Raw genomic sequence first — 19,660 nt, 5'->3', positions numbered from 1 at the left:
GTTCTTCGCGCAAGGGCCCGTCTCGCTGACGATACGGGCCCTTCGCGCGGCGGACGCGCCGAGACCACAAGACCCTTCACCGGCCAAACGCCGGGAAGAACAATAAGAACAGGGAGTGCGAACGACATGAAGTACGAGATCACGCGTCGCAACGCGCTGGCGCTGGGGGCGTCGGCTGCGGCACTGGCAGTCACCGGGGCTTCGGCACAGGAAGCGTCGAAGGTCAAGGCTGCCGACGTGGCGGCGCCGTCGCTGCCGATCGAAAAGGGCGCGACCTTGCGCATGCTGCGGCCGGTGCGCTTCGTCCAGGCCGACGAAGACGTGTTCCGCGCCAATGCCAAGAAGTTCACCGACAAGACCGGTGTCGAGATCAAGGTCGACTTCGTCGGCTGGGAGGACATCAACCAACAGACCGCGGTGACCTCGAATTCCGGCGCCGGCCCCGACATCATCATCGGCTTCGGCGACGCGCCGCACATCTATATCGACAAGCTGGTCGAGCTGACCGATGTCGCCGACTATCTCGACAAGCGCTATGGCGGATGGCTCACGCTGGCGCGCCGATACGGCATGCGCGCGAAGTCGAAGAGTTGGGTCGGCCTGCCGTTCGGCGCCTCGGGCGGCCCGCTGGTCTACCGCAAGTCGCTGGTCAACGCCGCCGGCTTCGACAAGGTGCCCGAAGACCATGCCGGTTTCCTCGAACTCTGCAAGAAGCTGAAGGCGGCCGGCAAGCCGGCGGGCTTCGCGCTCGGCAACGCGGTCGGCGACGGCAACGGCTTCGCCAACTGGCTGTTGTGGTCGCACAACGCCGCGCTGCTGGATGAGGAAGGCAATATCATCATCAACAGCAAGGAGACGATCGCGGCGCTGAAATACCTGAAGGAGCTCTATCCGACCTTCATTGCAGGCACGCCGTCATGGAACGACGTTTCCAACAACCGCGCCTACTCATCGCAGGAGATCGGCCTGACCGCCAATGGCGTCTCGCTGTATTTCTCGCTGAAGAACGATCCCGCGACCAAGGCGATCGCCGACGACACCGCGCATCAGTTCCTGATCAAAGGGCTGGCCCCGACCTCACCAATGTCGGGCTTGACCCTGAACGCGATGGTGTTCAAGCACAGCCAGTATCCGAACGCAGCAAAGGCGTTCCTGCAGTTCATGCTGGAAAAGGAGCAGTACGAGCCCTGGCTCAATGCCAACTCCGGCTACTGGTCGCAGCCGCTCGCGGCCTACGCCGATGCGGCGGTGTGGTCGGGCGATCCCAAGGTCGCGATCTTCAAGGAGACGATGAAGAGCCCCTATTACAATGGCTACAAGGGGCCGATCTCGACCGCGACCGGTGCCGTCAACGCCGACTATGTGCTGGTGCAGATGTGCGCCTCCGTCGCGACCGACGCGGCAACGCCCGAGGCAGCCGCCGCGGAAGCCGAGCAGCGCGCCAAGCGGTACTTCCGGCGGCAAGGCCGGTAAAGCCGAACAGAGCTGCCGTCATTGCGAGGAGCGATTGACGGCGTCATTCCGGGATGGTGCGCCAGCACCAGACCACAGATGCGCAAGAGCGCATCGGCGAATCTCGAGATTCCGGGTTCGATGCTACGCATCGCCCCGGAATAACCTTGGAAGTCGGACCGGGATAAGGATCTGATGTCTGTCACTACCCTCTCTTCACGCGGCGCAGCGCTGCACCAGCCGGGCTGGCTCGCGCGCGTGTTCGACTACAAGCCGTTCCTGATCGTGATGTGCCTTGCGCCCGCGATCGGCCTGCTGCTGGTGTTCCTCACCTATCCGCTGGGCTTAGGCATCTGGCTCGCCTTCACCGACACCACCATCGGCCAGCGCGGCATCTATATCGGGCTTGAGAACTTCCAGTACCTGCTCAAGGATCCGTTGTGGTGGAACGCGGTGTTCTACTCGATCTTCTATACCGCGATCGCAACCTTCGGAAAGTTCGCGCTCGGCTTCTGGCTGGCACTGCTGCTCAACAACCATTTCCCGCTCAAGAGCCTGATCCGGGCCATCGTGCTGCTGCCTTGGATCGTACCGACAGTGCTGTCGGCGCTGGCGTTCTGGTGGATCTACGATCCGCAGTTCTCGATCATCTCCTATCTCTTGGTCGACGTGCTGCGTCTGCGCGACAGCAATATCGACTTCCTCGGCTCGCCCTGGCCGGCGCGGTTCTCGCTGATCGCGGCCAATATCTGGCGCGGCATCCCGTTCGTCGCGATCTCGCTGCTGGCCGGACTGCAGACCATCTCGCCCTCGCTCTATGAGGCGGCGATGCTCGATGGTGCCACATCGTGGCAGCGCTTCCGCTACATCACCTTCCCGATGATGATGCCGATCCTGGCGATCGTGATGACGTTCTCGATCATCTTCACCTTCACCGATTTCCAGCTCGTCTACGCCATCACCCGCGGCGGCCCGGTCAACTCGACCCACCTGCTTGCGACGCTGGCGTTCCAGCGCGGCATCGCCGGCGGCGAGCTCGGCGAAGGCGCGGCGATCGCAGTCTCGATGATCCCGTTCCTGGTGTTCGCAACGTTGTTCAGCTACTTCGGCCTCGCGCGCCGCAAATGGCAGCAGGGAGAGGCCAATGACTGACATGGCAGCCCAGCACTCCAACGCCGCCAGCGCCACGCCCGACACGATGGCGTGGGACTCCCGCGCCCGGCGCGTGGTGATGATCTATCTGCCGCTCGCGTGCTTCATCCTGATCCTGCTGTTCCCGTTCTACTGGATGGCGATCACCTCGTTCAAACCGAACGCGGAGCTGCTGAACTACAAGGAGCACAATCCGTTCTGGATCACCTCGCCGACGCTCGCGCATATCAAGCATCTCTTGTTCGACACGTCGTATCCGCGCTGGCTGAAGACGACGATGATGGTCGCAATCGGCTCGACCTTCCTGTCGCTGTTCGCCTCGACGCTCGCCGCCTACGCGATCGAGCGGTTGCGCTTCCGCGGCAGCCCCTATGTCGGCCTCGGCATCTATCTCGCCTATCTGGTACCGCCGTCGATCCTGTTCATTCCGCTGGCCACCGTGATCGTGCAGTTCGGCCTGTTCGACTCGCCGCTGGCGCTGGTCCTGGTCTATCCGACCTTCCTGGTGCCGTTCTGCACCTGGCTGCTGATCGGCTATTTCAAGTCGATCCCCTATGAGCTCGAGGAATGCGCACTGGTCGACGGCGCGACACGGCTGCAGATCCTGTGGCGGATCACGCTGCCGCTCGCGGTGCCCGGCCTGATCTCCGCCGGCATCTTCTCCTTCACGCTGTCCTGGAACGAGTTCATCTACGCGCTCGCCTTCATCCAGAGCGGCGCCAACAAGACGGTGCCGGTGGCGATCCTGACCGAACTCATCACCGGCGACGTCTACCAGTGGGGCGCACTGATGGCGGGCTCGCTGCTCGGCTCGCTGCCGGTCGCGCTGTTCTACTCGCTGTTCGTCGACTATTACGTGTCGTCGCTGACGGGAGCGGTGAAGGAGTAGCTGGACGTCCGGCGATAGCTGCGTACGTCACACCGCGGCGCTTTTCGTCCGCTCGGTGATCAGCACCTCAAAACCCTCGAACTTGGGGTGGCCAAGATAGAGGCTGCCGCTGGTCTCGTTGCCAGCGCGCGAATGCGCGCGGCGGAATGCATCCGACCTGGTCCAGTCCTCGAACGCCGTCCTGCTGGCCCACACCGTGTGGGTCGCATAGAGCGTGTGATCCTCGGCCTCGGGGCCCTTCACCAGATGAAACTCGATGAAGCCTGGAACGTCGCCGAGATAAGATTCGCGCGACTTCCAGACCGTCTCGAACGCCTGCTCCTTGCCCTTGATCACCTGAAATCGGTTCATTGCGATGAACATGAAAGCCTTCTCCTATCCAGCGGCGGATACCCGCTGGCGATCTTGCGGGTTGATCTCGTTGATATCATGAACACGACAGTGTCGTCGCCCGGCTAGACAGGGCAACCCGGTTTTCCCGAGACATGCGCGTTCAACGGATAAATCGCGGCAAACCGGATGCACCGTTCAAGGCCGGGACAGCGGACTTGCGAAAGCCAGGTCCGTCATCCTGATAGTCTGCGAATCTCTGTAGCTCTTCATTGCGAGCAGCTCGCGAGAAAAATTGCGAAGCAAATTTGCGCTAAAGCGGCGAAGCGATCCGTGCTTCTGCGTATGCGGCACAACAGATTGCTTCGCGGACCTGTCATCGGGTGGCGCGTTAGCTCGCTATGACGGGATTACGCCGTTACGTCAACCCGCCGGCACCATCACGACGCCCTTGTCCTTGGGCCAGCGCATCCGCCAGGCGAAATTGATGTCGCGGACTTCGCCGGCCTTGGCCTCGAACGCCCATTCCAGCACGCCGCGTCTGTCGCGCAGGTTGGTGGTAGTCGCAGGCGTCGACGACGGCAGCATTTCGACCGCGATGTCATCGTTCTCGCTGACCGGGAGCTGATCCTGGATCGCGACCTTGATCGGGAAGTCGTGGCCGTTGCGCACCGTGGTCTTGAACGCGCGCTCGTCGGTCTTCGACGTCGTCACGATCAGGCCGGCGGAGCCTTCGTTGCGCTTCACCACCGTGCGCTCGATCTTGACCTTGTCGTCGGCGCCGAAGCCGAGCCGCACGGTCTCGTCCTTGGCAGCGGTGGCCATCCGGCTGCGGCCGACAAAGATACCGTCGCGATAGATCGAGACCTGCCCCGGCAACAGCGGCGCCTCATCGGCCTGCACGAAGCTCGCCTCCAGGAACGCGGTCGGATCGATGACAGGAACGGCGCGGACCGCAAGATCGGGGGTGATCGTCGCCGTCGAGATGCGCAGGCTCTTGGCGCCCTCATTGGCGGCGACGCTGACGCGGCCCGGAATCTTGAAGGTGGCCTGGAAAGCGCCGACCTCGGCGGTGGCTTCCCGCTCCTCCGCCTGCTTGTAAAGATGCTCCATCGGTGGCGATGCCGGCGCGGGCAGAGGCGCCGCCGCACGCTGTTGCACGCTGTCGGACATTTTGCCGGCCGCCAGCGGTCGCGGATACTGCACGATCAGCGAATTGAGGTCGGGCGCATTGCCGCCACGCGCGACGCGCACCGTGGAGACGATGAGCGCCACGTTCGACCAGTCCTCGCCGGTCGATTGGGTGATCTCGGCGCGGCGCACCAGCTCGATCGCCGGCTTGCGGTCCTTGGCGCCGGTATCGAGACGGGCGTCGTAGAGCGGCATCCAGCGCGCGTTACGGACGGCATAGGTCACCCGCAGGGTCGCGCGGGAGGCGGCGGCGGAGGCCAGCTCGATCCGCACCTCGAGCTTGCTCGGCGGCTTGGCGGCGCGATCGGCTTCAAGCCGCGCGATCTCGCGATCGATGTCGCGCTGCTTGCGCGCGGCGTCGCGGATCGCGTTGTCGGCGGTTGCGACTTCGTCGCCCACCGCCGAGAACGCGGCGCGCCACTCACTGACCGGACGCGCCTCGCCTTTCTCGCCGATCCCCACCGGCGACGCCTCGGCAAAACGCTCGGCGAATTTGCGCCGCGCCTCGGCCGAGGTGATGATCCCCTGCAGATCCTCGCGCTGATCCCTCAGCGCCTCGATCCGCTTGTCGATGTCAGGCAGGTTCGCCGGCGGCACCGGGTGCGGCGGCCGCGCGTCGATAGCCCCGATCGTCAGCCTGCCGCCCGCCTCGCCCTCGACCCGCAGCGAGGACGGATCGAGCCCCGTCGGGAAATCCTTCGCGATGAGCGTGTTGTCGCCGGCGGGCAGGTCCAGCGTGATGACGCGGGTAACGCTCGCGCCATCGGGATAGACGGTCACGGCATCGACCTGCGACGCCGCATCGAGATTGGCCGCGTGGAGCGGCCTGGCAACCAGCGCACCCACCAGCACCAGGCTGGTGGTCACAAGACAATTCGCAATCTTTCGCATGACATCCCTCCGGAAAAACGCCGCATCGCGCGCGAGACGAACGGCGCGCCGACTTCAAAGGCGCACCGTTTCTCGTGGTGAGACGCAGCGGGGAAGGGACCGGTTCGATTGAGGTTTCCCTGCGGCACGACAATGGCGGCGCCACGGCTGCCGGATGGCGCGGCCGCGGCTTTCGGCCGTTAGCGATCCGCCCTGCGCCGGATGAACAGGTAGTTCGGCACGAAACCGGCTAGCGTGATCGCGATCATGATCCACCAGCCGCGCTGAAACGCCGCGATCCGGTCGGCCATCGAGACCGGCGTTGCAAGGATCGCCACAAAGATCGCGACGCCGATCGCAAGCGCCGCCTGCCGGATCATGTTGATGACGCCGGAGCCGGTGGCAAACGACGATGGCGGCAGCGAGCCGGCGCCGACACCCATCAGGGTCGGAAAGGTCAGCCCGACGCCGATACCGATCAGCATCACGCCCGCGACGATGGCGGGCGCGTTGGCATCGGGCCCCAGCAGCATCGCCCAGATCGCGAGGCCGGCCGCGAACAGCAGGATTCCGGCCGACACGACAGCCGCAGCGCCAAATCGCGCGATCAGCCGACCGGCAAACAAGAGCGAGGTGAGCGGCACCATCAGCGGACCGGGCGCGATCGCAAGTCCGGTCTTCAACGCCGACCAGCCCCAAATCGTCTGCTCCCACAAGGCGCAGGAAAACAGCATGGCGCCGAAAGCCGCCGAGTAAGGCGCCATCACCAGGGAAGCCCCCGTGAACGGCTTGACCGCAAACAGCGCAGGATCGACGAAGGGGTTGTTCGATTTGAGACAGTGCCACGCGAAGCCGGCGAGCGAGGCGGCTGCGATGGCAAAGCCAAGGATGACGCCGCGCGAACTCCATCCCCAATCGTTCGCCTTCACGATCGCGAATGTCAGCGCACCGATGCCGCAGGTCACCAGCAGCGCCGCCCATGAACTCGGACGCGGCACATCGTGGCCGGGCACTTCGGGCAATATCAGCCAACCGATGACGAGCGCAACCACGCCGATCGGGACATTGACGATGAATATCCAGCGCCAGTCGAAGGTGACAAGCACGCCTCCCGCCAGCGGCCCCAGCGCGGCGGCAAGGCCGCCGACCGCCGTCCAGGTGCGCACCGCACTGGCGCGCAGTTCGGGCGGGAACGATGCCAGCAGCAGGCCGATCGAGGTCGGGGTCATCAATGCCGCACCGGCGGCCTGCGCCACGCGGGAGACGACCAGGAGTTCGACACTGGACGCAAGCGCGCACGCGGCCGACGCCACAGTGAAGAGCGCCACGCCGAGCAGGAAGCTCAGATTGCGGCTATGACGCTCCGCCAGGCGGCCGAAGAACACCAGCAACGCCGCATAGGCAATCGCGTAGGCGTTGAGGATCCAGGACAGATCCTCGAGCGAGGCGCCGCGAAATTCCTGCGCGATGTTCGGCAGCCCGACATTAACGATGAACAGGTCGAGATTAGCGAGACAGATTCCGACCGACACGATCGCAAGCACCTGGTGTGGGGTTGCCGCGACTCGGCGGGACCGTCGCCGCGCGTCAGTCCCCACGGCCAGCTCGATGGCCTCCGCCTCCACCTTAGACATCGCTCACGCTCCTGATATGTGCATATGCATCTATTGCTATTAGGTGCATATGCACGTATATATGTCAAGACCATTGGAGGCAGCGATGGCGAAAACAGAACCCAGCCGGTGCAATCTCACGGCGTTGCGCAAGGCGACGCGCCGGGTGTCGCAGCTCTACGATTCGATCCTCGCGACGTCAGGGCTGCGCGGCACGCAACGGGCCATTCTGGTCTATGTCAGACGGTCGGGCGCACCGACGATGGGTGAGCTTGCCGCCGCACTGGTGCTCGACCGCACGGCGCTCAACCACAACCTCAAGCCGCTCGAGCGCGACGGCCTTCTGACCATCACCGTCGACAAGAACGACCGCCGCAGCCGCCTGGTGCGGCTGACCAAACGCGGCGAAGCCAGGCTTGAGGAGTCGCAGGCAGCATGGCTCAAGGCCCAGGAGCGTTTCGAGACCGCCTTTGGCGCACAGCAGGCCGCCGACTTGCGGCGAACGCTCGAACTGATCGCCGCGTTCGACTTCGGCGAGCGCGCGGCCGATTTGAAGGCGTCATGACAGGCTGCAAATGAAAGCGGCCCGGCGTTGGCGCCGGGCCGCTCGTTCTCACACGATCAAAAATTGAATCGCGCTCAGCTATAGATCTCGAACAGGCCCGCGCCGCCCTGACCACCGCCGATGCACATGGTCACGACGCCCCACTTGGCCTTGCGGCGACGGCCTTCCTGCAGGAGGTGGCCGGTGAGCCGGGCGCCGGTCATGCCGAAGGGATGGCCGATCGCGATCGAGCCGCCATTGACGTTGTACTTCTCGGGATCGATGCCGAGCTGGTCGCGCGAATAGAGGCACTGGCTGGCGAACGCCTCGTTGAGCTCCCAGAGATCGATGTCCTCGACCTTCAGGCCGTGACGCTTGAGCAGCTTCGGCACGGCGTAGATCGGGCCGATACCCATCTCGTCGGGCTCGCAGCCGGCCGAGGCCCAGGCCACGAAGCGGCCCAGCGGGTTGAGGCCGCGCTTCTCGGCGTCCTTGGCTTCCATCAGCACCACAGCCGCGGCGCCGTCAGACAGCTGGCTGGCGTTACCGGCCGTGACGAACTTGCCCGGACCCTTGACCGGCTCGAGTTTTGCCAGGCCTTCCAGCGTGGTCTCGGGGCGGTTGCACTCGTCGCGATCGACGACGTAGTCGACGATCGACTCGGCCTTGGTCGCCTTGTCGACCACCTTCATCCTGGTCTTCATCGGGACGATTTCGTCCTTGAACTTGTTGGCCTGCTGCGCGGCCGCCATGCGGCGCTGCGACTCCAGCGAATACTCGTCCTGGTATTCGCGGCTGAGCTTGTAGCGCTCGGCGACGATGTCGGCGGTATCGATCATCGCCATGAAGATGGCGGGTGCGGTCTTGAGCAGGTCCGGATCGATCGATTCCTTCGGCGAGCCGCCGCCGGGAATCGAGATGCTCTCGACGCCGCCGGCGACGATGCAGTCGGAGCCGTCGGAGCGGATCGAGTTGGCAGCCATCGCGATGGTCTGCAGGCCCGACGAGCAGAAGCGGTTCACCGAGACACCCGCGGTCGACTTCGGCAGGCCGGCGAGCAGCGCCGCCTGGCGACCGATGTTCGGCGCGCCATGCGCGCAATTGCCGAGATAGCAATCCTCGACATAGTCCTTGTCGACCCCGGCGCGCTCGACCGCATGCTTGATGGCGTGCCCGGCCAGCGACATCGGCGCGGTGATGTTGAATCCGCCACGGCCGGACTTTGCCAGGCCGGTGCGCGCGTAGGAAACGATTACGGCTTCACGCATTGTTTTCTCCCTCTGAGATATCAGTCATTGTGGCGCGTCGTGACCCGTTCGTACACATTTTTCGGCGGCCGCAACAGCAATACCAGACGCCCCGAAACGGCAAACGCCGCCTCCGGGACCGGAGACGGCGCTATGTTCCGCAGATCGGAATATCGCTGTGCTTGAGCGCTATTTCTGTTCGTCATGCCCGGGCTTGTCCCGGGCATCCACGTCTTGGCGCCGCGCGGAAACAAGAGGTGGATGGCCGGGTCAAGCCCGGCCATGACAATGGAGAGAGCAATTAAAACGTCAGCGCCTTGGCCTGCTTCACCTGCGGCAGCGCCTGCACCTTGCCGAGCAGCTCCGCCGGCACCGCGCCGTCGACCTCGACCAGCGCAATGGCGTCGCCGCCCTGCTTGACGCGGCCGAGATGGAAGGTCGCGATGTTGATCTTGGCATCACCGAGCAGGCTCGCGAACGCGCCGATGAAGCCCGGCTTGTCCTCGTTGGTCACGTAGATCATCGACTTGCCGAACTCGGCGTCGACCCGGATACCCTTGATGTCGACGAGGCGCGGCTTGCCGTCGGCGTACACGGTGCCGGACACCGAACGCTCCTGGCGCTCGGTCGTGACGGTGACGGTGATCAGGCTTTCATAGTCGCTCTGTGCGGCGCGGACCACCTCATCGACCACCATGCCGCGCTCCTTGGCGACAACAGGCGCCGAGACCACGTTGACCTCACCCAGCATCGGCCGCAGCAGGCCGGACAGCACCGCCGAGGTGATCGCCTTGATCTTCATCTCAGCGACGTGGCCTTCATAGGTGATCTGGGTCTTGAGGATACCGCTCTCGGTGAGCTGGCCGGCGAACGAGCCGAGCTTCTCGGCGAGCGCGATGAACGGCTTCAACTTCGGCGCCTCTTCCGCGGTGATCGAGGGGAAGTTGACCGCGTTCGAGATCGCGCCCGACAAAAGGTAGTCCGACATCTGCTCGGCGACCTGCAGCGCGACGTTCTCCTGCGCTTCGGTCGTGGAGGCGCCGAGATGCGGGGTGCAGATCACGTTCGGATGGCCGAACAGCACGTTCGACGTCGCCGGCTCCTCGACGAACACGTCGAGGGCGGCGCCCGCGACATGCTTGGAATTCAGCGCGTCGACCAGCGCCTGCTCGTCGACCAGGCCGCCGCGGGCGCAGTTGATGATCCGCACGCCCTTCTTCATCTTGGCGATCGCGGCCGCATCGATGACGTTGCGGGTCTTCTCGGTCAGCGGCGTGTGCAGCGTGATGAAATCGGCGCGCTTGAGCAGGTCATCGAGCTCGACCTTCTCGACACCGATGTCCTTGGCGCGCTCCGGCGACAGGAACGGGTCGAACGCGATCACCTTCATGCGCAGGCCGAGCGCGCGGTCGGCGACGATCGAGCCGATATTGCCGCAGCCGATCACGCCGAGCGTCTTGGCGGTGATCTCGACGCCCATGAAGCGGTTCTTCTCCCACTTGCCTGCCTGGGTCGAGGCATCGGCCTGCGGGATCTCGCGCGCCAGCGCCAACATCAGCGTGATGGCGTGCTCGGCGGTCGTGATCGAATTGCCGAACGGCGTGTTCATCACGATGATGCCCTTGGCGGTCGCGGCCGGAATCTCGACATTGTCGACGCCGATGCCGGCGCGGCCGATCACCTTGAGCTTGGTCGCCTTCTCGAGGATCTTGGCGGTCGCCTTGGTGGCCGAGCGGATCGCCAGACCATCATAATTGCCGATGATCTCGGCGAGCTTTTCCTTGTCCTTGCCGAGGTTGGGCTGGAAGTCGACCTCGACGCCGCGATCCTTGAAGATCTGCACGGCGGCGGGAGACAGCGCGTCGGAAATCAGAACTTTGGGTTTTGTCATTTCGATTGTCCTTTGCCCTGCGGCGGGCTGATCTCTTGGACCAATGCGGTGAAGTCTCTGATCACGTCTCCCTCTCCCCGTTCTTACGGGGAGAGGGTTGGGGTGAAGGGCAGCCACAGGCGAGGAACAAGCCGAAAAGGCCCCTCACCCGAATTGCTGCGCAATCCGACCTCTCCCCGTAAGAACGGGGAGAGGTGACAAAAGAAAGCTTATGCCGCCTTGGGCAGCGCGGCCTTGGTTTCGGCGAAGGCCCAGTCGATCCACTGCGTCAGCAGCTCGACGTCCTTTGCCTCGACGGTGGCGCCGCACCAGATCCGCAGGCCAGCCGGCGCATCGCGGTAGTACGCGAAGTCGAAGCCGGCGTTCTCCTTCTCCACCAGCGCCACCAGCTTCTTGCAGAAGTCGGCCTGTGCATCAGCGGGGAGCGACGTGATCGCGGGGTCGGTGAACTTCAGACACACCGAGGTGTTGGAGCGGATCGCGGGGTCCATCGCCAGGAAGTCGATCCACGGCGTCTTCGCCTTCCAGTCGGCGAGCGCCTTGGTGTTGGCGTCGGCGCGCGCGATCAACGCCTTCAAGCCGCCGATCGACTTCGCCCAGTTCAGCGCGTCGAGATAGTCCTCGACGCAGAGCATCGACGGCGTGTTGATGGTCTCGCCTTCGAAGATGCCCTGGTTGAGCTTGCCGCCCTTGGTGAGGCGGAAGATCTTCGGCAGCGGCCAGGCCGGCTTGTAGGTCTCGAGCCGTTCCACCGCACGCGGCGACAGGATCAGCATGCCGTGCGCCGCTTCACCGCCGAGCGCCTTCTGCCAGGAGAAGGTGACGACGTCGAGCTTGGCGAAATCGAGCGGCTGCGCGAAGGCGGCCGAGGTCGCGTCGCAAATCGTGAGGCCTTCGCGGGTTGCACTGATCCAGTCAGCGTTCGGCACGCGCACACCTGACGTGGTACCGTTCCAGGTGAAGACGACGTCCGACGCAGGGTCCACCTTGGAGAGATCGGGGATTTCACCATAAGCCGCGTTGAGCTTGGTGACGTCCTTCAGCTTCAATTCCTTGACGATGTCGCTGACCCAGCCCTCGCCGAAGGATTCCCAGGCGAGCGTGGTGACGGGCCGCGCACCGAGCAGCGACCACAGCGCCATCTCGACCGCGCCGGTGTCCGACGCCGGCACGATGCCGATCTTGTAATCGGCAGGCACTTCAAGCACTTCGCGCGTCAGTTCGATCGCGAGCTTGAGTTTGGCCTTGCCGACCTTCGCACGATGCGAGCGGCCGAGCGCGGCGTCCTTGAGATTGTTGGGGTTCCAGCCGGGGCGCTTGGCACAGGGGCCGGAGGAGAAATGCGGCACATTGGGCCGCGAAGCGGGCTTCGCTGCAGTCATAATCTACCCTTCCAGATAGCTGCCTCTCGGTGGGGAGAGGTTTCCCGCGGTCGGAGATAGTGGAAGGGCACCAAAACGTCAAGGAAGTTCGGACTTTTCCGGAACAATCAGGCCGTCACGGCTGATTGACGGGGCGTCCTCGACCTGCTGCGTCGTCTCCCGACCGAGCAAATCTGCCGCGAGAGTCATGATCTTAACTGCCCTGCGCCGGCTCGATACTTTCAAGATGCTCTCATCGCCGGCCAGCACGATATACTCGTTGCCGACCCGGACGATCGAATAGTCTGGCATCGGAAATCCCCAGTTGCCCAGCGCCCTGTGGGAGACGCTCGACATACCGAACGCGTTCCGATCCGTAAAATCACGGAGACAGGCGTAGTTTATTGGTTCTTAACCGGATCGCGGAGCAGCGGCTACGGCAGGCATTGCCTTGTGTGCAGCACAACTCGCACAGGTCAGAAGCGGAGCGTCATGCCGACGTGGCTGCGTGCGAATCCAAGCCGTTCATAGAAGCGCTGCGCATCGACGCGCGTGTGATGCGTCAACAGCTCGACGAGCATGCAGCCTTTCGCACGCGCCTCCACGACCGCCCACTGCACCAGCTTCTCGCCGATGCCGCGGCTGCGGCAGTGTTTTGCAACGCGGACATCCTCGAGCAAGCCGCGCGAACCGCCCTGCGAGCTGAGGCCGGGCAGAACCGCAAGTTGCAGGCAGCCGACCACGGTGCCCTCCCCGTCGGTCGCGACGACGAGCTGCAGATTGGAATCACGCTCGACCCGCGCGAAGGCCTCGTAATAGCTTTGCGGCAACGGATCCTCGATCCGCTCGCGCGCATTGCCGAGCGGATCGTCCGCCAGCATGCCGACGATGGCGGCAACATCCTCGCGGCGAGCGCGGCGGATCGTGATGGATGAAGCTTCACGCATGACGGCATTCACCTGAGGTCAGCGGACCGGCGGCAGAGCGAGCAAATGCTCGGCATCCGCGATCCAGCGGCGGATCATGGGATAGTGCTCCAGCGCGAGGCCGCCATCCTCCGCGACACGCGTATAGGCGAGCAGCGAGACGTCGGCGAGCGAGAACGCATCGCCGACCAGGAATTGCGCGCCCGCAAGATGCCGCTCCAAGTGATCGAGCGCCACATACCCGCGCTTCAGGAGGTTCGGATCGATCTCCGAAATCGCCTTGCCGAGATACACGGCCTGAAAGCGACAGACGGCGACACAAGGCTCGTGGCTGTTCTGCTCCCAGAACATCCAGGCATCCATCTGCGCTGCGCGATAGGGATCGCCGGGGATGAGATCGCTGCCGCGCGCGAGGTAGCGGATGATGGCGTTGGATTGCGCGAGCGTACGGCCGTCATCCAGCTCCACCGTGGGCACCTGGCCCCAGCCATTCAGCTTGAGGAATTCCGCGGTCCGGCTGCCGCCCTTCATGGTGTCGATCTCGACCCATGTGTACGGCAGCGCCAGCCTGTCGCACACCCATTTCACCTTCAGGCAATTGCCTGAATTGGCGTCGCCGTGGATTTTCATGTGAGCTCGCTCCGCTTGCGAAGCGATATCCGACCAGTCACACCATGCGCTGTCAAGCCGCGCGGCTTGACCTCAGAACTTGTAACCGAGACCGGCGCGCACCGTATTGATGCTGGTATCGACGGTAGACGTGAAGCGGATGTACTCCCACTCCGCGCGCATGAACAGCCCGCCCGTGATATTGACGTCGAAACCGAGACCGGCGGTGTACCCGTACACCAGATGATTATGCTGAACGTCGTTCGCGTTCAATGTCGCAAGCGGCGTGAACGGGCCCGATATGGTCGTGCTGACCGCGTCATGAACCGTGACTGAGCGCGAGATGTCTGCATTGCCGAACGCGACGCCGCCGAAGATATACGGCAGGAAGCAACCCCAGGCGTAGCCGGCGCGGCCGCGGATCGTCGCCATGTCGGAGATCGCGATAGCCGCGGACGAGTCGACGCGCACGTCGTGGAACAAACTGTCGGTCAACGCGGTGCCGCTGACCAATTCCTTGCTCGCGGTGGACGCGCCGCCAAACTTTCCGTGCATGTAGCTCGCATCGATGCCGACGACGACGTCGTCCCATTGCCAGTTGTAGCCGGCGAACGCACCATAGGCCGACGAGCGCTGAGACTGCTTGCCGAGACCAAGATTCCAGCTCGATACGCCCATCTGCTGGATGACGTTGTGATCAAGCAGGGCCGCAAGCATGTTGGCGTTGCTGCCGCTGAAACTCTCGTCGGACGATCCGTAACCCGCCTGGCCGCCGACATAGAAGCCGCGCCAGTTGACGGGTGCGCTGGGTGCGTCGCTGAAGCCGCCGCGCAGAGCCGGGAAGTCCGGCAGATCGGCCGCGTGGGCAACCGTCACCGCCCCGAACATCATCGCCGCCAGCACGAACCTACGCATTTGCAACGCTCCATCCACCACCGAATGCGCGTTGATCATCGCCTGTTAACCTTAACCAATCGTTGTCGCCGGTCGCTTTCGAGCACGCAAGTTGCAGAAGTTCGCGACATGAGGAGCCAAAGAAAAAGCGGCGCGGGATGATCCCGCGCCGTTTCGTTCGTTAACTGTGAAGAGGCGAAATTAACCCTTGCGGATCAGCGGGGGCGGCGGCGGCGGGGGCAGCACATCGCAGCAGGGCAAGTTGAAACGCACGCCGAGCTTGACGTCCTGCGAGGTGATGTCGCGGAACTGGAAGCTCGAGGGACCGGCCGGCGTGCCGTCGAAGAAATGACCCTGGCCCTGACCGGCGGTGCCCATGTCGAGGTAGCGATAGGCCAGTTCAACAGTGAAGTTGTTGGTGACCTTGTAGGCGACACCGGCATGCACCGCCCAGGCGAAGTTGGTCTTGGTCGCGCCGTCGGCGATAAACGAGCTGGTCAGACCGGACCCGCTCGGGAACGTCGCGACGTCGGAGAAGGCCGAGGTCTTGATCGTCGCGGCACCGACACCGGCGCCGATGAACGGGGTCAGGCAGCCCCAGGTGCCGAGATCGGCGTAGACGTTCACGAGACCGACCCAGCTCTGGATGCCGCCATGATAGGTGTCGCCCAGCGAGCTGGGCCCCGGGAATGTGAAGAAGTCGGTGCCGTTGAAGCTGACCTTCGAGCGATACTCCCCGGTGATGTCGGCGCGGAACCAGCTGTTGAACTGATAGCCGACGCCGATGCCGTAGAGCATGCCGCCGTCGAAACCGTGGCCGTACTGGTTGAAGGCGGTGCCGGCCGGCAGCGTGTCGTACGCGTTGACGTGCAACTTGGCCCGGGTGTTGGTCATGCCGATGTCGCCGCGCAGATACCAGCCGCCGAAATCCTGGACCGGCGGGGGAGCGTACGCCATCGGGGGCGGCGGCATGATGGGCATGTCGGCAGCGAACGCCACCGAAGACAGCAGGGATGCCGCGCCTGCGGCAATCAGGGTGTTTACGCTACGCATTGGCTTCGTCCTTTTGGGCCAAGTGAGGCGACACGAAAGCCCCACGTCTGAAACTCACGCTCCGGACGATGCCAGCAAATGTTTAAGCGGCACTTAACCCTAATTTTTAAGGTTGATTTTCTCTGACCTTTTTCTGCGGCTTGCGCTTATGGGTCCATAAATAGGCGCGCGCGGCAGCGAAAAATGGCAGCTGCGCCACAGGTGCTAATGAAGCGTTGACGAATGCGCGCTGTTTGCGGCGCGCGCGAGCGGCGTGTGTTAGCGAATGCTTAATACGGACGCCCTCGCGGCGACTGCTCAGCGAACAGCCTTCGGCATTCTCGGCAGGAACACCGCAAGCAGGCCGATCGCCGGCAGGAATGCGCACAGCTGGTAGACGAAAGCGATCGAGGTGTGGTCGGCCAGCTTGCCAAGCACGGCAGCGCCAAGACCGCCGATGCCGAAGGCGACGCCGAAGAACACGCCGGAGATCATGCCGAAGCGATGCGGCATCAATTCCTGCGCGAAGACGATGATCGCCGACGTCGCGGACGAGATGATGACGCCGATCACGACCGTCAGCACGGCGCTCGCGAACAGGCCGGCATAGGGCAGCGTCAGGGTAAACGGCAGCGCACCGAGGATCGAGAACCAGATCACGTATTTGCGGCCGAAGCGGTCGCCGAGCGGCCCGCCGATGAACGCGCCCGCGGCATTCGCCGCAAGGAAGACGAAGAGATAGAGCTGCGCCGCCTGCGTCGAGACGCCGAACCGGTCGATCAGATAGAAGATGTAATAGCTCGACAGGCTCGATACATAGAGTTGCTTGGAGAACAGCAGCGCGACCAGCACGACGAGCGCAATCATCACGCGCCTCTGATCCGGATGGTCGGGATGCCGCTCGATGGCGACCGCCTTCTTGCCTGCGATCTGCGGCTTGTACCAGGCACCGATGCGCCAGAGGATCACGATGGCGAGGAACGCAATCGAGGAGAACCAGGCGATCGAGGGCTGGCCGAACGGCACCACGATCAACGCGGCGAGCACCGGTCCCATCGAGGTGCCGAAACTGCCGCCGAGCTGGAACACCGATTGCGCGAAACCGTAACGTCCGCCTGAAGCCAGCCGCGCGATGCGCGACGATTCCGGGTGGAACACCGCGGAGCCAAGGCCGACCACCGAAGCGGCGACCAGAATGATCCCGTAGGTGTGGGCGACGCTGAGCAGCAACAGGCCGAAGAAGGTGAAGCCCATGCCGATCGCCAGCGAGAACGGCTGCGCCTTCTTGTCGGTGAAATGCCCGACCAGCGGCTGCAGCAGCGACGCCGTGAACTGGAACGCCAGCGTGATCATGCCGATCTGCGCGAAGTCGAGCGCGTAATTGTCCTTCAGGATCGGATAGACCGAGGCGATCAGCGACTGCATCGTGTCGTTGAGGAAGTGCGAGAAGCTGATGCCCGCGAGGACGACATAGGCCGGTCCCGCGACGGCCGCTCTCGCCACCTGCGCAGCCGTCAGTTCCGGCTCCAGCACTGGTTCGCCCAGTGCCTCTTCGCTCACGACGGGCTTGTTCAATGCAGCATTCCCGGACGGATTTTCCCGCCGTGTGGTACGACGCGGAGGTAACGCGGACCAGTTGTATTGGCCGATGGCAGCGATGCGCTGTGTGAACCGCGACGGAAGGCTGCTCTCTCTCCCCGCTCTTTGCGGGGAGGGTTGGGGTGCGGGGCAGTTTCAGGATAGGTGGTGAGAGTTGAATTCGCGGAGCGCCCCCTCACCCGGAATTCAAGCAGAGCTTGAATTCCAGCCTCTCCCCGCACGCGGGGCGAGGCTGGAGCGGAGCGCGCTGATCGTTTGAATTAAGCCGCCGCGGCGTGGCCGAGTGCGCTGACGATGTTGTCGACGACCTCTTCCACCAGGATGCGGTCGTCGCCCTCGCCCATGACACGGATCACCGGCTCGGTGCCGGAGGGACGGATCAGCAGACGGCCATGTCCGTTGAGGCGATTCTCGCCGTCGATGATGGCGGACTTGACCTCGGCATCGTCGAGCGGCTTGCCGCTGCGATAGCGCACGTTCTTCAGAATCTGCGGCAATGGATCAAAACGCCGGCAGATCTCCGACACCGGGCGGCGCTGCTTCTGCACCACGGCCAGCACCTGCAGCGCCGCGACGAAACCGTCGCCGGTCGTCGAATAGTCCGACATGATGATATGACCCGACGGCTCGCCGCCGAGATTGTAGCCGCCGCTCAGCATCTGCCCGAGCACATAGCGGTCGCCGACCGGCGTGCGGACCATCTGAATCCCGTGGCCCTGCAGGAAGCGCTCCAGCCCGAGATTGGACATAACGGTGGTAACGATGCCGGGCTTGGCGAGGCGCCCCTCTTCCTTCCAGCTCTGCGCGATCACCGCGAGCAGCTGGTCGCCGTCGACGATGTGGCCGCGCTCGTCGACCAGGATGACGCGATCGGCATCACCATCGAGCGCGATGCCGATGTCGGCGCGCATCTCGCGCACCTTCCTCGACAGCGCTTCCGGCGAGGTGGAGCCGCATTCCTTGTTGATGTTGAAGCCGTCGGGTTCGACACCGATCGGCACCACGTCGGCGCCGAGCTCCCACAGCGCTTCCGGCACCACCTTGTAGGCGGCGCCGTTGGCGCAATCGACCACGACGCGCAGGCCGTCGAGCGAGAGGTCGCGCGGCAAGGTGCGCTTGGCGAATTCGATGTAACGGTCATGGACGCCGTCGATGCGGCGGGCGCGCCCGAGGCTCGCGCTCTGCGCCAGACGGCGGTCGAGCGATTCGTCGAGCAGCTGCTCGATCTGCTTCTCGACATCGTCGGAGAGCTTGAAGCCCTGGGGGCCGAACAGCTTGATGCCGTTGTCTTCAAAAAGATTATGCGACGCCGAGATCATGACGCCGAGATCGGCGCGCATCGACTTGGTGAGCATCGCGATCGCCGGCGTCGGCATCGGGCCGACCAGCAGCACGTCCATGCCGACCGAGGTGAAGCCCGCGACCATGGCGTATTCGATCATGTAGCCGGACAGCCGCGTGTCCTTGCCGATCACGACGCGATGGCGATGATCGCCACGCTGAAACACCAGTCCTGCGGCCTGCCCCACCTTGAGCGCGAGCTCCGGCGTGATCAGCCCATTGGCGCGGCCCCGAATTCCATCGGTCCCGAAATATTTGCGGCTCATGTAACCCCCAACATGGACCTCTCGAACCACCCGGCGAGAGAGTCCTGAACGCCTACCAGTGTAGCGTGCATCGGCCTTATAGACTGCCAGGCGCTAAAATGACTTCAAAAAATATGATGAATCATTACCGCGGCCAAATCCTGCGCTTCGACCTTAAAGCGCTGAAGGATATAACATTATTGTCTCTTCGCCAACCTGGGAACGAACGCCGTCCCCTATCCCTTGCCGCTGCGCTTGACGTGCTGGTCGCCCTTGCTGGGGGCCGGCTGGGTGACATTGACGGGGTCGGAACCGGGAAACGTCTCCTCCAGGCCCTCTTCCAGGGCCTCGTCGAGCCGGCGCTTTTCAGCGTTGTCGTCTGCCTTCGGCTTGGAGCCTGATTGCGTCATCGTGCTCTCCCATCCGTCTTCGATTTGGCAAGCCATCCAACCATGCTAGAGCATGATCCGGAAA

18 protein-coding genes are annotated in these 19,660 nt (G+C 63.9%); 4 read left to right on the top strand and 14 right to left on the bottom strand.

The annotated features are described in order from the left end of the window. Nucleotides 1-126 precede the first annotated feature (126 nt). From ABIB78_RS01585 to ABIB78_RS01575, 3 genes are all read left to right on the top strand, one after another. A complete protein-coding gene (locus ABIB78_RS01585) occupies nucleotides 127-1,473 on the top strand; it encodes an ABC transporter substrate-binding protein (RefSeq protein ID WP_429020606.1) in 1,347 nt (448 codons plus the stop codon). 174 nt (nucleotides 1,474-1,647) lie between these two features. Then, nucleotides 1,648-2,604, top strand: a complete 957-nt coding sequence (locus tag ABIB78_RS01580) for a carbohydrate ABC transporter permease (RefSeq protein WP_429020603.1) — start codon at nucleotides 1,648-1,650, stop codon at nucleotides 2,602-2,604. A 1-nt stretch (nucleotide 2,605) separates the two neighbouring features. Continuing rightward, nucleotides 2,606-3,493 carry a carbohydrate ABC transporter permease gene (locus tag ABIB78_RS01575; RefSeq protein ID WP_429021507.1) on the top strand — a complete coding sequence of 296 codons (888 nt, stop codon included), beginning with the start codon at nucleotides 2,606-2,608 and terminating at the stop codon, nucleotides 3,491-3,493. 27 nt (nucleotides 3,494-3,520) lie between these two features. Here ABIB78_RS01575 and ABIB78_RS01570 read toward each other — a convergent pair whose 3' ends face one another. The 3 genes from ABIB78_RS01570 to ABIB78_RS01560 form a co-directional block, all read right to left on the bottom strand. After that, the gene (locus ABIB78_RS01570) at nucleotides 3,521-3,856 is read right to left on the bottom strand and encodes an antibiotic biosynthesis monooxygenase family protein (protein WP_429020601.1); all 336 of its coding nucleotides are present in this window, start codon (nucleotides 3,854-3,856) and stop codon (nucleotides 3,521-3,523) included. Between the two features lie 390 nt (nucleotides 3,857-4,246). After that, on the bottom strand, nucleotides 4,247-5,905 hold the full coding sequence (locus ABIB78_RS01565) for a mucoidy inhibitor MuiA family protein (RefSeq protein WP_429020598.1): 1,659 nt from the start codon (nucleotides 5,903-5,905) through the stop codon (nucleotides 4,247-4,249). Nucleotides 5,906-6,084: 179 nt separating this feature from the next. Further along, a complete protein-coding gene (locus ABIB78_RS01560) occupies nucleotides 6,085-7,518 on the bottom strand; it encodes an MFS transporter (protein ID WP_429020596.1) in 1,434 nt (477 codons plus the stop codon). 85 nt (nucleotides 7,519-7,603) lie between these two features. Here ABIB78_RS01560 and ABIB78_RS01555 point away from each other — a divergent pair, with 85 nt between their 5' ends. Continuing rightward, nucleotides 7,604-8,062, top strand: coding sequence for a MarR family winged helix-turn-helix transcriptional regulator (locus ABIB78_RS01555; RefSeq protein ID WP_429020594.1), 459 nt, complete (start codon nucleotides 7,604-7,606; stop codon nucleotides 8,060-8,062). A 74-nt stretch (nucleotides 8,063-8,136) separates the two neighbouring features. Here ABIB78_RS01555 and ABIB78_RS01550 read toward each other — a convergent pair whose 3' ends face one another. The 11 genes from ABIB78_RS01550 to ABIB78_RS01500 all read right to left on the bottom strand — a co-directional run bounded on the left by ABIB78_RS01550 (nucleotide 8,137) and on the right by ABIB78_RS01500 (nucleotide 19,596). Next, entirely contained in the window at nucleotides 8,137-9,309 is a 1,173-nt protein-coding gene (locus ABIB78_RS01550; protein ID WP_429020592.1) for a thiolase family protein, read from the bottom strand. Nucleotides 9,310-9,589: 280 nt separating this feature from the next. After that, nucleotides 9,590-11,179 carry a phosphoglycerate dehydrogenase gene (gene serA, locus ABIB78_RS01545; RefSeq protein ID WP_429020590.1) on the bottom strand — a complete coding sequence of 530 codons (1,590 nt, stop codon included), beginning with the start codon at nucleotides 11,177-11,179 and terminating at the stop codon, nucleotides 9,590-9,592. Nucleotides 11,180-11,388: 209 nt separating this feature from the next. After that, on the bottom strand, nucleotides 11,389-12,561 hold the full coding sequence (locus ABIB78_RS01540) for a phosphoserine transaminase (RefSeq protein WP_429020588.1): 1,173 nt from the start codon (nucleotides 12,559-12,561) through the stop codon (nucleotides 11,389-11,391). Between the two features lie 78 nt (nucleotides 12,562-12,639). Beyond that, nucleotides 12,640-12,852, bottom strand: coding sequence for a hypothetical protein (locus ABIB78_RS01535; RefSeq protein ID WP_429020586.1), 213 nt, complete (start codon nucleotides 12,850-12,852; stop codon nucleotides 12,640-12,642). Nucleotides 12,853-13,016: 164 nt separating this feature from the next. Continuing rightward, nucleotides 13,017-13,487 carry a GNAT family N-acetyltransferase gene (locus ABIB78_RS01530; protein WP_429020584.1) on the bottom strand — a complete coding sequence of 157 codons (471 nt, stop codon included), beginning with the start codon at nucleotides 13,485-13,487 and terminating at the stop codon, nucleotides 13,017-13,019. An 18-nt stretch (nucleotides 13,488-13,505) separates the two neighbouring features. Continuing rightward, nucleotides 13,506-14,096 carry a glutathione S-transferase family protein gene (locus ABIB78_RS01525; RefSeq protein WP_429020582.1) on the bottom strand — a complete coding sequence of 197 codons (591 nt, stop codon included), beginning with the start codon at nucleotides 14,094-14,096 and terminating at the stop codon, nucleotides 13,506-13,508. A 72-nt stretch (nucleotides 14,097-14,168) separates the two neighbouring features. Then, entirely contained in the window at nucleotides 14,169-14,990 is an 822-nt protein-coding gene (locus ABIB78_RS01520) for an outer membrane protein (RefSeq protein WP_429020580.1), read from the bottom strand. Nucleotides 14,991-15,170: 180 nt separating this feature from the next. Beyond that, nucleotides 15,171-16,022: an outer membrane protein gene (locus ABIB78_RS01515; protein WP_429020578.1), complete on the bottom strand. Its 852-nt coding sequence runs from the start codon at nucleotides 16,020-16,022 to the stop codon at nucleotides 15,171-15,173. A gap of 297 nt (nucleotides 16,023-16,319) precedes the next feature. After that, the gene (locus ABIB78_RS01510) at nucleotides 16,320-17,576 is read right to left on the bottom strand and encodes an MFS transporter (protein ID WP_429020576.1); all 1,257 of its coding nucleotides are present in this window, start codon (nucleotides 17,574-17,576) and stop codon (nucleotides 16,320-16,322) included. A gap of 284 nt (nucleotides 17,577-17,860) precedes the next feature. Then, nucleotides 17,861-19,207 (bottom strand): phosphoglucosamine mutase, encoded by a 1,347-nt coding sequence (glmM, locus tag ABIB78_RS01505; RefSeq protein ID WP_429020574.1) that lies wholly within the window; start codon nucleotides 19,205-19,207, stop codon nucleotides 17,861-17,863. Between the two features lie 215 nt (nucleotides 19,208-19,422). Then, nucleotides 19,423-19,596, bottom strand: coding sequence for a hypothetical protein (locus ABIB78_RS01500; RefSeq protein ID WP_429020572.1), 174 nt, complete (start codon nucleotides 19,594-19,596; stop codon nucleotides 19,423-19,425). Nucleotides 19,597-19,660: the final 64 nt, after the last annotated feature.

Source organism: Bradyrhizobium sp. I1.14.4, assembly GCF_050435825.1.
Classification (GTDB): Bacteria; Pseudomonadota; Alphaproteobacteria; order Rhizobiales; family Xanthobacteraceae; genus Bradyrhizobium.
This window is presented reverse-complemented; position numbering and strand designations above follow the sequence as displayed.